The organism is Bacillus sp. FJAT-27245, assembly GCF_001273955.1.
In the GTDB taxonomy this organism is placed as follows: domain Bacteria; phylum Bacillota; class Bacilli; order Bacillales; family Cytobacillaceae; genus Bacillus_D.
In genome coordinates this window covers 2892476-2906129 of record NZ_LIGI01000001.1, presented here as the reverse complement: position 1 = coordinate 2906129, position 13654 = coordinate 2892476, and the positions used below count along the sequence as shown (strand labels likewise).

Below are 13654 nucleotides of genomic sequence, written 5' to 3'. Positions count from 1 at the left end.
CAGATGCCATACGGCCAGCAATTCCCTGTAGGCGGCACCCAGCCAATGTCCGGCGAGCAGTTCCCGATGGGCGGCCAGCAAATGTTTGGCCAGCCTTATTCAGGCCAACAAATGCCGATGATGGGTGAATACGGGCAAACGATGGGGCCTTTCGGCGGACAGCAGCTCCCGACGCTAGGGGGCCAGATGCCATATGGCGAACAACAGGTGGGAACGCAAATGCCTGGACAGCCGGGAACGGAAACAGGCCAAACGCAGCAAAGGGACCGAAATGAGCGTGAGGTGCCTGAAAGGGAACTCGATCCGTCCATTCCGCGGATATTCGCTCCGCCGCTGCCATTTTCCCAGCGGCCGTTCATGAACCAATATGGAATCGGTCCATCTGGGCCGAACCAATTCGGATTCGCCGATGAAAGCAAGGATTAGAGGTAGAGGACCGCAGGGAGACGATGAACTAACCAGTCGTCTCCTCTCTTATTTAAAAACCTTCCCAGGAACTGTAAGGGAAATCATGCAGCTTCGGCCCACTGTTTTTTATGTACACACTTCAGCGGGGGAATTTATTGTAAAAGGCTACTCTTCATACAACCGTCTTATCCTGCTTGAAAACTTCACACAGATATTGAAGAGGCACGGCTTCCGGGATACGTATACGTATTTTCGCCCTGGCAGGCAAGACCCTTTTTATGCAAACGGCCTTTATTTTGGGTTTATTGATTACATTCCCCCACATCCGAGGCCCTTTTCTTTTCAATCAGGGGAAGACCGTTCCGAAGGTTTGAACGTTTTGGGGAAATTCCATAGGGCTACCGAAAAAATAGCTGCGTCGTACTTCTTATCAATCCCTTTTGCAAAACAAATTGGGAAATGGGAGGAGCGCCTGGCCCGGTTCACAGCGAACGCGTCCTTCATATCTGGTGTTATCGGTGCCGAAATATGCGCTGAAATACTCGAATGGGCGGAGTGGGGGCTTAACGGGATGAAGAAGGGGGAAGGTTTATTTTCCGAAGGGCCACAAGCAATCCTCCACGGGGATGTCGCCCACCATAATTTTCTAAGGGCACGGAATGGCAAGGTCAATCTTATCGATTTTGACTTAATTTCCGTTGGCCCTCCACTCCTTGATTACCTCCAATATGCAAACCGGATCCTCCCTTTCATTGATTGGTCGTATGAAACACTTGCAACCTACGAAGGAATGAAAGGATTTTTGAAGGAGGAAGCTTTCCAGCATGCCCTCGTTTACCCGACTGATATTTTACGGGAATGGAACAGGATTATGAAAGGGGGGCGTTTTCCTGATTCCGTGAAAATCAGCCATGTAAAGGAAATGACGATGCATAGGTTTTCAGCCAGGCGGAATTTTATAAAAAAACTCCGCGCTATGGTGAAATCCACGTAAGGCCATTTACGGGGCGAGGCATTTGGCTTTGCCCTGTTAAAATTGCGGATAATTCAAGAGGAAATTTGCGAAAAAAGTGGACAACTCCGAATGGGGCTTTTGCCGTGTGCCATCACACTTTTCTCGCAGCTTTTGAATGGTGGATCGCTGTTCGATTAAATTGCTCTCCTGACAGCAGAATCACAGATTGATGATTTCATTTTGTGAAAGGATAAACAGCCGGAAACGGGAAATGCTATAACTGAAATTAGCACACTAAGGTTTAAAGACCAGGAAGAGGTGGGCGAAATGAAGCGTAAACCAGCATTAACGGCGGCTGTATTCTTCATCATTCTGTGTGGAGGGCTCATTTGCCCGGAAAGTAAAACATTTGCGGCAGAAAAGCCAATTGCGAATGCAGGCGATCAGCACGAACCTCTTCGCTTAAAGGTTACTCTTGAAAAAGTGTATGTTGACAAGGAAGTAAGCCAGGAGCAAATCATTGAAACGGCTGCCTCCTGGGAGGAGTTCTGGACAAAGTATAAAGGGTGGTCCGTAGTCGATGTCGGCAGGGATTCCGTTGTGTTACGGAGCCATGTTGAGGATATTTCCCCTTTGCTGAAGTCGAACGGCTATTTCGGCCTGAGCGGGGAAGGGGTCCTCGCCATCTTTAACGGCAGGCCGCCATATTCGCAGATTATCCAGTCCTTTTTTCAAATCAACGTTGAGAAGCTCGAGAGCAGGAAGCAGGCTGAATTGCGAAAAGGCATCCCGATCAAGACAAAGGACAGATATGTGGAAGTGCTTGAAAGCTTCAAGCCTTATTCGACGTGTGAAACCGGGTATGAATAATAATAAGTGGACGGTTTTCCATGAAAAGAATCCACTTCTGAAAAAATAAAGGACCAGGCTGAATGTTCAGCCCGGTCCTTCTGTTTTGAAAAATTACTGTTCGACGCCAGTTACGACATATTGGCCGTCTTTCAGTTCAACGGTGTATGTAACGCCTTCTTTTGTTTTGACTGTGCCTTTGTTTGCATCGCCTTCAATTGTTACATCATCCTTCGTATTTCCGGAAATCGGATTTGCGAAGAATGGGTCGGCTTTTACAATAATATTGCCTTTATCTGTCTTTTCCCCTGTGGCGTAATGCTCGGAGATTTGTTTTGCTACATCTTCACTATAATACTTTGTTAGGAAAGTCTCGGCAGCTGCTTCGTCTGCAAAGGTAGCGTTAAGGACTGGCGTATCGTCATCACCGTATGTGTCATGCGCGTAAACAGTGTCAACTTTACCTTCAGCCATGCGGACAGCATTGTACATTTTTGCTTTTACCTGGTCAGTAAGCTCTGCTTTGTTTTCTTCTTTGTTTGTATCCTCTGTGCCTTTCGAACTTTCCTTTTCGGAACAGCCGACAACCGCGAAAGCAAGAGTGAAAACGGCCAGCAATGCCAACAATTTCTTCATTTTAAAACCCCCAATCTGAAAATTAAGACCTTTCTCATTATAAGGAATAAATGGAAGTGAATCAACCATTTTGTTCAGTTTCTTAAAAATAGTATGGTAGAATGGAGTACAGCAAGGAAGAGGAGAGAGAACATTGTTTGATTTCATCAGCGGGAAAGTGGACTTCGTCGGTCCTGAATACATAGTCATAGAAAATTCCGGGATTGGCTGGCAGATTGCCACGCCGAACCCGTTTGCCTATGCCGGGAAAACAGGTAAAAGCGTGACTGTTTTTGTTTACCATTATGTGCGCCAGGATGTAATGGGGTTATTCGGCTTTGCATCAAGGGAGGAAAAGACGCTTTTTACAAAGCTGTTGAGCGTTTCGGGAATCGGGCCCAAAGGCGCGCTTGCCATCCTGGCATTTGGGGAGCCTGTTCAGGTTGTCCAGGCAATCGAGAACGAGGATGAAGCATTTCTTGTCAAATTTCCCGGAGTCGGGAAAAAGACAGCGAGGCAAATGATCCTTGATCTAAAAGGAAAGCTTCAGCATATCACGCCGAACCTGTTTCCGGATCTTTTCAATCCCGAGGCAGGGGAAGCTGTTCCAGGCAGCGGTACATGGGAGTTCGAGGAAGCGGTGCTCGCGCTTAAGGCGCTTGGCTATAGCGAACGGGAAATAAACAAAATATCGCCTGAATTGAAGAAGGAAAATCTTACAACGGACCAATACATTAAAAAAGCTCTGCAAAGGCTTTTGAAGTAAGGTGATCATGATGGATGAACGAATTGTTTCAAACGAAGCCGACAACCAGGAAGCCGTTTTTGAAACAAGCCTTAGGCCCCAAACGCTCAGCCAGTATATTGGGCAGGATAAGGTCAAGGCCAATCTTGAAGTGTTTATCCGCGCGGCGCGGATGCGGGGGGAAACGCTTGACCACGTCCTCCTGTACGGCCCTCCTGGACTTGGTAAGACGACCCTTGCTGCGATTATTGCCAATGAAATGGGGGTAAACCTAAGGACAACCTCAGGCCCCGCGATTGAGCGGCCGGGTGACCTTGCCGCAATCCTGACAGCGCTAGAACCTGGCGATGTCCTGTTCATTGATGAGATACACAGGCTGCCAAGGTCCATCGAGGAAGTTCTTTATCCGGCAATGGAGGATTTCTGCCTCGATATTATCATCGGCAAAGGGCCGGAAGCAAGGTCGATCCGCCTCGATTTGCCACCATTCACGCTTGTCGGGGCAACGACGAAGGCCGGATCGATTTCGGCTCCGCTCCGTGACCGATTTGGTGTTTTGGCGCGGCTCGAGTATTATAGTGAAGAACAATTGAAAGAAATTGTGGAACGGACCGCTGAAATTTTGGATACGGCCATTTCCCCGCCGGCGGCATCCGAAATCGCAAGAAGGTCCCGCGGCACCCCGAGGATTACCAACAGGCTGCTCCGCCGTGTGCGTGACTTTGCCCAGGTGAAGGGGAACGGGGACATTGACCTTCCTATGGCGGTTGAGGCTCTCGAGCTGCTCCAGGTGGACAGGCTCGGCCTTGACCATATTGACCATAAGCTTTTGACCGGAATTATTGAAAAGTTTCGGGGCGGGCCGGTCGGGCTGGATACGATTGCGGCGACGATTGGCGAGGAGTCGGACACGATTGAAGACGTGTACGAGCCTTACCTGCTGCAGATCGGGTTCCTTCAGCGGACGCCAAGGGGCCGGGTTGTCACGGACCTTGTTTATCGCCATTTCCACATGGAGGTGCCGAAAAAATGACCGGATTATCGAAAATGCTGATGGCAATCGGCGCGATTATTTTTGTAATCGGCTTATTGATGCCGATTTTGAAGCTGGGCAGGCTGCCGGGTGATATTTTGATTAAAAAAGGGAACACTACGTTTTATTTCCCGATTGTCACGTCCATTGTACTCAGCATTGTATTGTCGCTCATTTTTTATATTGCCGGCAGGTTCAGGTAAAATAGGCCTGGCCGTTATTTTAAGATGTAAGGGTGTAACAAGATGAAAGTGGATGAATTTGATTTTCACCTGCCCGAGGAGCTTATTGCACAAACACCTCTGGAAAGCAGGTCCGATAGCAGGCTGATGGTGCTTGATAAAAAGACAGGCAATATCAACCATGAAATTTTTAAAAATATTAAACACTATTTGCGTAAGGGAGACTGCCTTGTCCTGAATGATACGAAAGTACTTCCGGCAAGGTTGTACGGGGCGAAAAAGGATACAGGTGCCAAAATTGAGATCCTCCTGCTGAAGCAGCTTGATGGCGATGCATGGGAGACGCTCGCCAAGCCGGCGAAAAGGATTAAAGTCGGCACGGAAATCGACTTCGGGGACGGCTTGCTGACCGCGGTTTGCACCGGCGAGGCCGAGCATGGCGGCCGGGTTCTTGAATTCAAGTACGATGGAATCTTTTATGAGCTGCTTGAACAGCTAGGTGAAATGCCGCTTCCTCCGTATATTAAAGAACAGCTTGACGATCGGGACCGGTACCAGACCGTTTTCGCAAAGGAGCGGGGATCAGCGGCCGCACCGACCGCCGGGCTCCATTTCACGGAGGAACTCCTTCACGAAATCAGGGAGATGGGGGTCAATATTGCGTTTATAACCCTTCATGTAGGGCTTGGGACATTCAGGCCGGTCAGTGTGGATGATGTTTTGGAACACGATATGCATTCCGAGTTCTATATCGTACCGGAAGGCACTGCGAAGCAATTGAATGAAACGAGGGAAAACGGCGGCAGGATTATTACGGTTGGAACTACCTCAACCAGGACTCTCGAAACGGTTGCGTCCGCCCACGACGGCCAATTTGCGGCCTCAAGCGGCTGGACGAGTATTTTCATTTATCCGGGCTACGAGTTCAAGGCGATTGACGGAATGATCACCAATTTCCATTTGCCTAAATCTACGCTGATCATGCTTGTCAGCGCGCTTGCCGGCAGGGAGAACATTCTTCATGCCTATGAGACGGCGGTCAGGGAACGGTACCGGTTCTTCAGCTTTGGCGACGCCATGCTGATTATTTAAACATTTTGGCTCAGGGTCTTGCCAGATTTTCACCCCATCATAAACCAGGTTTGGCGTGAATGGCGTGGCATTACCCTTTGGAAGGAGAAATTTGCTTTGGCTGCAATTACATATGAGTTAATTAAAACATGCAAGCAGACCGGCGCGAGGCTTGGAATGGTCCATACACCGCACGGCAGCTTCGAAACACCGATTTTTATGCCAGTGGGCACGCTGGCTACAGTGAAAACAATGTCCCCTGAGGAATTGAAGGAAATGGGGGCAAAGATTATCCTAAGCAATACGTACCATCTTTGGCTCCGCCCGGGGCATGAGATTGTCCGTGAAGCGGGAGGCCTTCATAAATTCATGAACTGGGATAGGGCAATCCTGACCGATTCCGGCGGCTTCCAGGTGTTCTCTTTGAGCGAATTCCGTAAGATTGAGGAAGAGGGAGTCCATTTCAGGAACCATTTAAATGGGGATAAGCTGTTCCTTTCACCGGAGGGAGCGATGGAAATCCAAAACGCACTTGGATCGGACATTATGATGGCCTTTGACGAATGCCCGCCATTCCCTGCAACCCATGACTATATGAAAAAGTCGGTTGAGCGGACATCAAGATGGGCGGAGCGCTGCCTGAATGCGCATAAGCGGCCGGAAGACCAGGGGCTGTTCGGCATCGTCCAGGGCGGGGAATTTGAAGACCTCCGCAAGCAAAGCGCCAGGGACCTGGTTAGCATGGATTTCCCTGGTTATGCAATCGGCGGCCTGTCCGTCGGTGAACCGAAAGATATCATGAACCGTGTCCTTGAATTTACAACCCCGCTGCTTCCTGCGAACAAGCCAAGGTACTTAATGGGGGTTGGCTCGCCTGATTCCCTCATAGACGGGGCAATCCGGGGAGTGGATATGTTCGACTGCGTCCTTCCGACACGGATCGCCAGGAATGGAACGCTCATGACAAGCAATGGACGGCTCGTTGTCAAAAATGCAAAATACGCCCGTGATTTTGGGCCGATTGATGAAAATTGCAGCTGCTACACATGCCGAAACTACAGCAGGGCGTATATCCGCCATTTGATCAAATGTGACGAAACGTTCGGAATTCGACTTACATCTTATCATAACCTGCATTTTCTGTTAGAATTGATGGAGCAAGTCAGACAGGCAATCAGGGAAGACCGTCTGGGGGACTTCAGAGAAGAATATTTTGAGCGTTACGGCTTTAATAAACCGGATGCGAAAAATTTCTAAATAGATGTCATCGAAAGGAGGTAATGTAAATGGGTGGAGGTAATCTTCTAGGCACAGTAGGACCATTAATCCTAATGTTTGTCCTATTTTACTTTCTATTGATCCGTCCGCAGCAGAAGCGCCAGAAAGCAGTTCAGCAAATGCAGAGCGAACTGAAAAAGGGGGACCGCGTCGTAACGATTGGCGGCCTTCATGGTTTTGTCGACTCACTTGATGAGGACAAGGTTGTTATCCGCTGTGGAGATGGAAGCAGGCTTACATATGATCGTGCGGCAATCCGCGATGTTGTCGCCGCTGAAACATCGAACAGTTAATTAGAAAAGCAAAAAGGCATTCACCTTACTCAAGGGAATGCCTTTTTGCACTTTTCGAAGCATGTGGCGGAGTTAGCGCGTCTCGTTTTTTTGAAAAAAAGCGCCGCCCTACCCTTAAATATCCTGAAATCAGGAAGCTGTCCTTTTTGGCGAAGCGATATTTACCCCGAGAATTCCGCCCATCATGGAAATAAGGATATAACAAATATGGTAAACGATTTGTTGGCCGTCAAAAAGCTTGTCATATCCCAAATATTGAAACAAAAACACAATAAGCGAATAGAGCAGCCCGGTCATGCCTCCAAGCAGCCAGCCTCTTTCACCGGCTTTTCCGCCCGCGAGGAACCCCCCGCCAAACAGGCCTATAAACGACATAGCCGTAATGATATGCTCGACCGACAGCTCACGGACCGATGTGAACCTTAAGATTAACGAAAAAATAAGCGAACTGACCACCGCAAACGCGAAAATGAAGATCAGCCCATAGACGATTCCTCTTCCGATGCCCCTATTCTCGATTTTCACCCTCTCCTTTCGCCCCAGCAGCAAGGGCCAAGTCTTTGCCTAGTACAAGCATATTCAGAAGGTGAAAAATTAGAATCGTAATTTGGCTGGATTGGGAAAAAGTACCGTACTTTTTTTAGCCGAAGTGAAAAGAATAAGAGTATCGAAAACCAGGAGGCGTCAATATGGCTCATCATTGGGAGATTCTGTTTCGGACTGTCCTTTTATATCTCCTTATCATTGTTACATTTCGCCTGATGGGCAAAAGGGAAGTAGGGGAGCTTAGTGTCTTTGATTTGGTCGTTACGATTATGTTGGCCGAAATCGCCTCAATGGCCATAGAGAACACAAATGACCATCTCATCCATACGCTTATCCCGATAATCGCCATTGTCTTCCTCCAGATTCTCTTTTCATTTTTTTCTCTAAAAAGTAAAAAATTCAGGGATTTGCTTGATGGAAGGCCTTCAATTATCATCAACAAAGGGACCATTGATGAAAAGGCAATGAAGAAACAGCGCTATAATTTCGACGACCTGCTAGTCCAGTTAAGGGAAAAAAATATCAGGAATATATCCGACGTCGAATTCGCAATTCTAGAGCCGTCCGGGAAACTTTCCGTTTTTAAAAAAGAGGACCAGAAAAAAAAGAAATCTTCGCAGGGGGATATCACGATGCCGCTTATCATCGACGGGGTCATCCAGGAAGAAAACCTGCGAAGAATCAACAAGACGAGCTTTTGGCTGCGGCAGGAATTAAAAAAACAGGGCGCTCCGGAAATCAGGAAGATTTCGTTCTGCAGCTACGACCAGGGTGAATTTTATATAGACAAGCAAGATAATAGCTAAAAGCTGGCCCAGGGAAACATCTGGATGCCAGCTTTTTTTAAAAAAAATTGGCCCTTCCCGTATAACGAAAGGTTCGGTTAGAATGATAACCTTGCAAGGAATGGGCCGATGAATGGAATCCGCTTTAGTTCTGCCGGACGAATCAGCTTCAGGGTAACAACCATGACCATGTAAAGGACCCCCATGGAGGCTGCCGAGAGGAGTACCCGGGACAAAAGCGGCGTATCCGCTGCAAAATTCACATATATGAAATAGCCGGCATATCCCGAAATGCCAATCGCGAAAAATGCCTTAAGATAGTCCATCACATAAAAAGAAAAGGAAATCCTCTTTAACACCGTCGCGAAATGGAGCAGGGTGACGAGCACAAAGCTCGTAATGATCCCAAGCGCCGCGCCGTTTATCCCAAAGGATGGCTGGGAAGCGAGGACGAAGATGACGGCTGTTTTGACAACCGCTCCAATCAGGCTGTTGATCATGGCGGCTTTCGCTAGATTCAATGCCTGCAGGGCAGCCTGAAGCGGCCCCTGATAATAATAAAATAAAAAGAATGGTGCCATCAGCCTAATGAACTGGGCGCCATTTTTAGATCCGTACATCAGCATCATAAGCGGCTCTGCCAAAACATACAGTACAGCCACCGAAATGCCCCCTGTTAAAAATGCGAACCGGAGGGACTGCTGGAGGCGGTATTCAATCAATTTGCCATCACTTTTTGAATTGGCCTCGCTGATGGCTGGTACAAGCGAGGTCGCAAGCGAGTATGTAATAAACGATGGCAATAGGAGCAATGGCATCGCAAAACCGGTGAGTGCGCCATACTGTTTCGTTGCTTCTGCCGCGGCTATTCCGGCAAGCCCCAAACTGAGCGAGACGACTATTGGCTCAAAAAACCAGGATATTGAGCCGATCAGCCTGCTTCCTGTAGTGGGGACGGCAACAGTCATCAATTCCTTGAATGGCTGCTTCCCGTCCCGGACGAATTTAAAGAAATCTTTTCGAAGGCGGAATTTTTTCTTCAGCTTAAAAGCTGTCATTAAATAAATGAGCGAAACAACCTCGCCGATGACTGCCGAAAGCATGGCTCCGGCCGCCGCATATTCAATCCCATACGGAAGGAATGCCTTAGTCATGACGGCGATGAGCGCTATCCTGAAAAATTGCTCAAGAATTTGCGAGTAGGCGGCTGGCTTCATGTTTTGGCGTCCCTGGAAATAGCCGCGCAAAACGGATGAAACGGCAATGACCGGTACGACCGGAGCAATCGCGATGAGCGGGTAGAACGTGCGGTTGTCCGTAAACAGCGTCTCGGAAAGCCAGGGAGCGAGCAGGATAAGGGCGGGAGTGAAAATCACGGACAGCGTAAGGGTTGTGGCAAGGGAGACAACGAGAATTTTTTTTATTTTCCCATATTCACCCCGCGCCTCGGCTTCAGCGATATTTTTCGAAATCGCAACTGGAAGGCCGAACTGGGTGATTGTGATGACCAGGACAAGGGATGGATAGGCCATCATATACAGCCCGACTCCTTCCTCGCCGATAAAACGGGCGATCGCGATCCTGTTGATGAAGCCAAGCACCCTCGTTATAAAGCCTGCCAAAAGCAGGATGGCTGTCCCTTTTAAAAACTTAGACATTCGTTTCCCACCTTCTCAAAATAGTGGATTTCATATACAATTAACTATATGCAACGAGATGGACAAGAAGACACGCCGATGGATGAAAAAGAAGACAAACAGCTGCAGGAGGGCCAAATGGAAAACGGGCATATCTACGATCGGTATCGGGCAACACTCGCTCCTGTCCTCGAGAGCAAGCTGGATGAATTCCGGCTGCTCGGGAACAATTCAATCAGCGATGAGGAGTTTTGGAGGTATCTCGTCAAGAAGAAGTGGAAAAAGGACAAGGAGGAAAAGCTTTTCCATCAACTTGTCCAGGATATTCTTACGGTAAAAATGAGTGACTTCATAAGTTTTGCAACGATTGAAACGTATAAAGAATCGCCCTTTTCCCTTGATAATGAAGAAGAGTGGAAAGAGTTGCTGAAATAGCCTGTGACAGCGGCTCCGCTATCATTGCGGAGCCCTCATGCGTTTTTGGGCCGGATACCTAAGATGGCATTTGAATAAATTGCCAATTTTAGCAAATTGACAGGTTATTGCCGATAATTCATAATGAGAATATTGGTTAAATGTAGCAAATGTTACTGTGCAGGGAATTGAAGGAGGAACTACTGAATGGTTAAGCGCAACAGGATTGTGGCCTTTATCCTTATCATCGCCCTCGTTGGGAGTCTGATAGGCGCCACATCACTAAACATCTTGAAAGATATTAAACTCGGTCTCGATTTGCAGGGTGGATTTGAAATCCTTTACGAGGTCAAGCCTGCCATCAAAGGGCAGAAGATTGACAAAAAGGCTCTTACTGATACGGTGGAAGCCCTGGATAGGCGTGTCAACGCGCTTGGCGTAAGCGAGCCGAACATCCAGATTGAAGGCAAAGACCGGATCAGGGTCCAGCTTGCGGGGGTTTCCGATCAGGCAAAGGCACGTGAAATATTATCGACACAAGCAAACCTGACATTCCGCGATGCCGATGACAAAATTATGATGGATGGTACCGACCTTGCAGAAGGCGGCGCCAAGCAGACATTTGATGAAAACGGCAAGCCRAGCGTTTCACTGAAACTAAAAAGCGCGGACAAATTCCGGAAAGTAACGGAAGAAATCGTTAACAAGGCGCCAAACAACGTTCTCGTCATCTGGCTTGATTTTGAAGAAGGAAAAGATTCCTTCCGGGAAGAAGTTAAGAAGCAGGATCCGAAATTCATTTCGGCCCCTACGGTTTCGAACATTTTTAACCAAAATACCGTTTCAATCGTGGGCCAGTTCACTCCTGAAGAAGCAACAACACTCGCCAGCCTGTTGAACGCGGGCGCGCTGCCGGTGAAGCTTAAAGAAATTTTCTCGACTTCAGTTGGCGCGCAATTTGGTGCCCAGGCAATGGATAAAACGGTATTCGCTGGCGTTCTTGGCGTATTGGCCATCTTCCTGTTCATGGTAGGCTATTACAGATTCCCAGGATTGATCGCAACAATTACTCTTACTATCTATAGCTATCTCACCCTTCTCATATTCGATTGGCTGAACGTCGTCCTAACGCTTCCGGGTATCGCGGCCCTCATCCTGGGCGTCGGTATGGCGGTTGACGCGAACATCATCACCTATGAACGAATCAAGGAAGAAATCAAGGTCGGCAAATCAATTAAGGCCGCTTTCAAAGCGGGGAACGAAAACTCCCTCTCCGCAATTACAGATGCCAACCTGACAACCCTCCTTGCCGCCGCGGTTCTGTTCTTTTATGGGACAAGCTCGGTTAAAGGATTCGCGACGAGCTTGATCATTGGTATTCTGGGGAGCTTTTTCACAAACGTTTATTTATCAAGATGGCTGCTCGGCCTTTGGGTCAACAGCGGCTTCCTGAATAACAAGCCAGGCTGGTTCGGCGTGAAAAAGAGCGAAATCTTCAGGCTTGACCAAAATGTCGATACGCTTGAATTGCCAACGAAGTTCGACCGTTTCGACTTCGTTAAAAACCGGAGGATCTTTTTCATGGCGACAGGTGCCATCACGGTTGTCGGGATAATCATCCTGCTCGTGTTAAGGCTTAACCTTGGCATTGATTTTACGAGCGGAACGAGGGTTGATATTCTATCGACCAAACCGCTTACTGTCGAAAAAGTAGCATCCGAGTTGAAAAAAGCCGGATTTGAAACCGATGATATTGTTATTTCCGGCGATAAAAAGAATATCGGTGTGGCACGCTTCCAAAAGGACTTTTCCAAAAATGAAGTCATGAAACTAAAAACGGAAATGCATAAAGCTTTTGGCGAAGACCCGACTGTAAACAGCGTTTCTCCGACAGTCGGCAAGGAGCTTGCGAAAAATGCTATTAAAGCCCTCCTGTTTGCGTCGCTGGGCCTAATCATTTTCGTTGCATTCCGTTTCGAGCTGCCGATGGGTGTTTCGGCGATCATCGCCCTCTTGTTCGCGGCATTCTTTATCATCCCGTTATTTAGCGTTATCCGCTGGGAAGTGGACATAACGTTCATTGCGGCGATACTTACAGTTGTCGGGTATGCAATCAATGATACGATTGTTACCTTTGACCGGATGCGTGAGAACATGCAGAAGCGGCGCCGCCTGAAAACAAACCAGGAAATTTACGACGTCGTCAATATGAGCATCAGGCAGACGCTTGGACGTTCTGTAAACACCGTTCTAACGGTTGCGATGACCGTTGTTTCTCTTTTGATTTTCGGAAGCGAATCAATCCGGAGCTTCTCCCTCGCCTTGCTTATCGGTTTGATTGTCGGAACGTATTCGTCAATCTTCATCGCAGCTCAAATATGGGTTGAATTTAAAAAGAAAGAACTAAAGAAAAAAGGCGTCTTGATCACGTACAAGGAAAAGAAAAAATATTCCGATCAGCCGCAAGTATAATGTTTGAGCCGCAGGGAGACCTGCGGCTTTTAATTTTGGCTATCACTATAAAAGTGGTTTTAACTAGGGGCTGAAACCGCAACATCCGCCAATTGTGCAAAAAAAGCACGAAGTAAAGCCCCATTCAAAGGAAAAGTACTGCTTACTATAGATACACTAAAGGAACAAAAAATAAGAATGCTAGCTGGGCGCAGAAATGGAACCTCTTGCACTCCTTCAGGCTTGAAAAGATATAGTGTACGAACGACAGTGGATAGCACATCCTTCGGTTACTAATGGACAACTTAGAGCCCGAACAGCTGGATACAACCAGGCATTCGGGCTCTAAAGGACAACTTAGAGCCCGAACAGCTGGACACAACCAGGCGCTC

The 13654-nt window shown here is 47.9% G+C and carries 15 protein-coding genes; 12 read left to right on the top strand and 3 right to left on the bottom strand.

The genetic code is table 11. The annotated features are described in order from the left end of the window. The 3 genes from ADU24_RS14255 to ADU24_RS14245 form a co-directional block, all read left to right on the top strand. Window positions 1–426 (top strand): hypothetical protein (locus ADU24_RS14255; protein WP_197277512.1); only part of this gene is annotated, 426 nt, incomplete at its 5' end. Beyond that, window positions 410–1402 (top strand): phosphotransferase, encoded by a 993-nt coding sequence (locus tag ADU24_RS14250; protein ID WP_197277511.1) that lies wholly within the window; start codon window positions 410–412, stop codon window positions 1400–1402. The genes ADU24_RS14255 and ADU24_RS14250, both read left to right, overlap by 17 nt. Window positions 1403–1690: 288 nt before the next feature. After that, window positions 1691–2233 carry a BofC C-terminal domain-containing protein gene (locus ADU24_RS14245; protein WP_053367262.1) on the top strand — a complete coding sequence of 181 codons (543 nt, stop codon included), beginning with the start codon at window positions 1691–1693 and terminating at the stop codon, window positions 2231–2233. 93 nt (window positions 2234–2326) lie between these two features. On the opposite strand, the gene ADU24_RS14240 is transcribed toward ADU24_RS14245, so the two are convergent. After that, window positions 2327–2848 (bottom strand): hypothetical protein, encoded by a 522-nt coding sequence (locus tag ADU24_RS14240; RefSeq protein WP_053367261.1) that lies wholly within the window; start codon window positions 2846–2848, stop codon window positions 2327–2329. A gap of 133 nt (window positions 2849–2981) precedes the next feature. On the opposite strand from ADU24_RS14240, the gene ruvA reads away from it, so the two are divergent. From ruvA to yajC, 6 genes are all read left to right on the top strand, one after another. Next, window positions 2982–3593, top strand: coding sequence for a Holliday junction branch migration protein RuvA (gene ruvA, locus ADU24_RS14235; RefSeq protein WP_053367260.1), 612 nt, complete (start codon window positions 2982–2984; stop codon window positions 3591–3593). Window positions 3594–3603: 10 nt separating this feature from the next. Then, window positions 3604–4605, top strand: coding sequence for a Holliday junction branch migration DNA helicase RuvB (gene ruvB, locus ADU24_RS14230; RefSeq protein ID WP_053367259.1), 1002 nt, complete (start codon window positions 3604–3606; stop codon window positions 4603–4605). Beyond that, the gene (locus ADU24_RS14225; RefSeq protein WP_053367258.1) at window positions 4602–4808 is read left to right on the top strand and encodes a DUF2905 domain-containing protein; all 207 of its coding nucleotides are present in this window, start codon (window positions 4602–4604) and stop codon (window positions 4806–4808) included. The genes ruvB and ADU24_RS14225 overlap by 4 nt, the downstream gene beginning before the upstream one ends. A 42-nt stretch (window positions 4809–4850) precedes the next feature. Then, window positions 4851–5879, top strand: a complete 1029-nt coding sequence (gene queA, locus ADU24_RS14220; RefSeq protein ID WP_053367257.1) for a tRNA preQ1(34) S-adenosylmethionine ribosyltransferase-isomerase QueA — start codon at window positions 4851–4853, stop codon at window positions 5877–5879. Between the two features lie 96 nt (window positions 5880–5975). Further along, the gene (tgt, locus tag ADU24_RS14215) at window positions 5976–7115 is read left to right on the top strand and encodes a tRNA guanosine(34) transglycosylase Tgt (protein WP_053367256.1); all 1140 of its coding nucleotides are present in this window, start codon (window positions 5976–5978) and stop codon (window positions 7113–7115) included. A 29-nt stretch (window positions 7116–7144) separates the two neighbouring features. After that, a complete protein-coding gene (gene yajC / locus ADU24_RS14210; RefSeq protein WP_053367255.1) occupies window positions 7145–7429 on the top strand; it encodes a preprotein translocase subunit YajC in 285 nt (94 codons plus the stop codon). 129 nt (window positions 7430–7558) lie between these two features. On the opposite strand, the gene ADU24_RS14205 is transcribed toward yajC, so the two are convergent. Next, the gene (locus ADU24_RS14205) at window positions 7559–7954 is read right to left on the bottom strand and encodes a TIGR04086 family membrane protein (protein WP_331457051.1); all 396 of its coding nucleotides are present in this window, start codon (window positions 7952–7954) and stop codon (window positions 7559–7561) included. 164 nt (window positions 7955–8118) lie between these two features. Here ADU24_RS14205 and ADU24_RS14200 point away from each other — a divergent pair, with 164 nt between their 5' ends. Next, window positions 8119–8781, top strand: coding sequence for a DUF421 domain-containing protein (locus ADU24_RS14200; RefSeq protein ID WP_053367254.1), 663 nt, complete (start codon window positions 8119–8121; stop codon window positions 8779–8781). A 77-nt stretch (window positions 8782–8858) separates the two neighbouring features. Here the strand turns inward: ADU24_RS14200 and spoVB are convergent, their stop codons facing one another. Then, a complete protein-coding gene (spoVB, locus tag ADU24_RS14195; RefSeq protein ID WP_053367253.1) occupies window positions 8859–10418 on the bottom strand; it encodes a stage V sporulation protein B in 1560 nt (519 codons plus the stop codon). A gap of 78 nt (window positions 10419–10496) precedes the next feature. Between spoVB and ADU24_RS14190 the strand changes: the two genes are divergently transcribed. Next, entirely contained in the window at window positions 10497–10832 is a 336-nt protein-coding gene (locus ADU24_RS14190) for a post-transcriptional regulator (RefSeq protein WP_231689619.1), read from the top strand. 186 nt (window positions 10833–11018) lie between these two features. Then, entirely contained in the window at window positions 11019–13283 is a 2265-nt protein-coding gene (gene secDF, locus ADU24_RS14185; RefSeq protein WP_053367252.1) for a protein translocase subunit SecDF, read from the top strand. Window positions 13284–13654: the final 371 nt, after the last annotated feature.

Coding starts and splice junctions, on each gene's coding strand:
- ADU24_RS14250 (WP_197277511.1), top strand. CDS start 410: ATGAAAGCAAGGATTAGAGGTAGAGGACCGCAGGGAGACGATGAACTA.
- ADU24_RS14245 (WP_053367262.1), top strand. CDS start 1,691: ATGAAGCGTAAACCAGCATTAACGGCGGCTGTATTCTTCATCATTCTG.
- ADU24_RS14240 (WP_053367261.1), bottom strand. CDS start 2,848: ATGAAGAAATTGTTGGCATTGCTGGCCGTTTTCACTCTTGCTTTCGCG.
- ruvB (WP_053367259.1), top strand. CDS start 3,604: ATGGATGAACGAATTGTTTCAAACGAAGCCGACAACCAGGAAGCCGTT.
- ADU24_RS14225 (WP_053367258.1), top strand. CDS start 4,602: ATGACCGGATTATCGAAAATGCTGATGGCAATCGGCGCGATTATTTTT.
- queA (WP_053367257.1), top strand. CDS start 4,851: ATGAAAGTGGATGAATTTGATTTTCACCTGCCCGAGGAGCTTATTGCA.
- yajC (WP_053367255.1), top strand. CDS start 7,145: ATGGGTGGAGGTAATCTTCTAGGCACAGTAGGACCATTAATCCTAATG.
- ADU24_RS14200 (WP_053367254.1), top strand. CDS start 8,119: ATGGCTCATCATTGGGAGATTCTGTTTCGGACTGTCCTTTTATATCTC.
- spoVB (WP_053367253.1), bottom strand. CDS start 10,418: ATGTCTAAGTTTTTAAAAGGGACAGCCATCCTGCTTTTGGCAGGCTTT.
- ADU24_RS14190 (WP_231689619.1), top strand. CDS start 10,497: ATGGATGAAAAAGAAGACAAACAGCTGCAGGAGGGCCAAATGGAAAAC.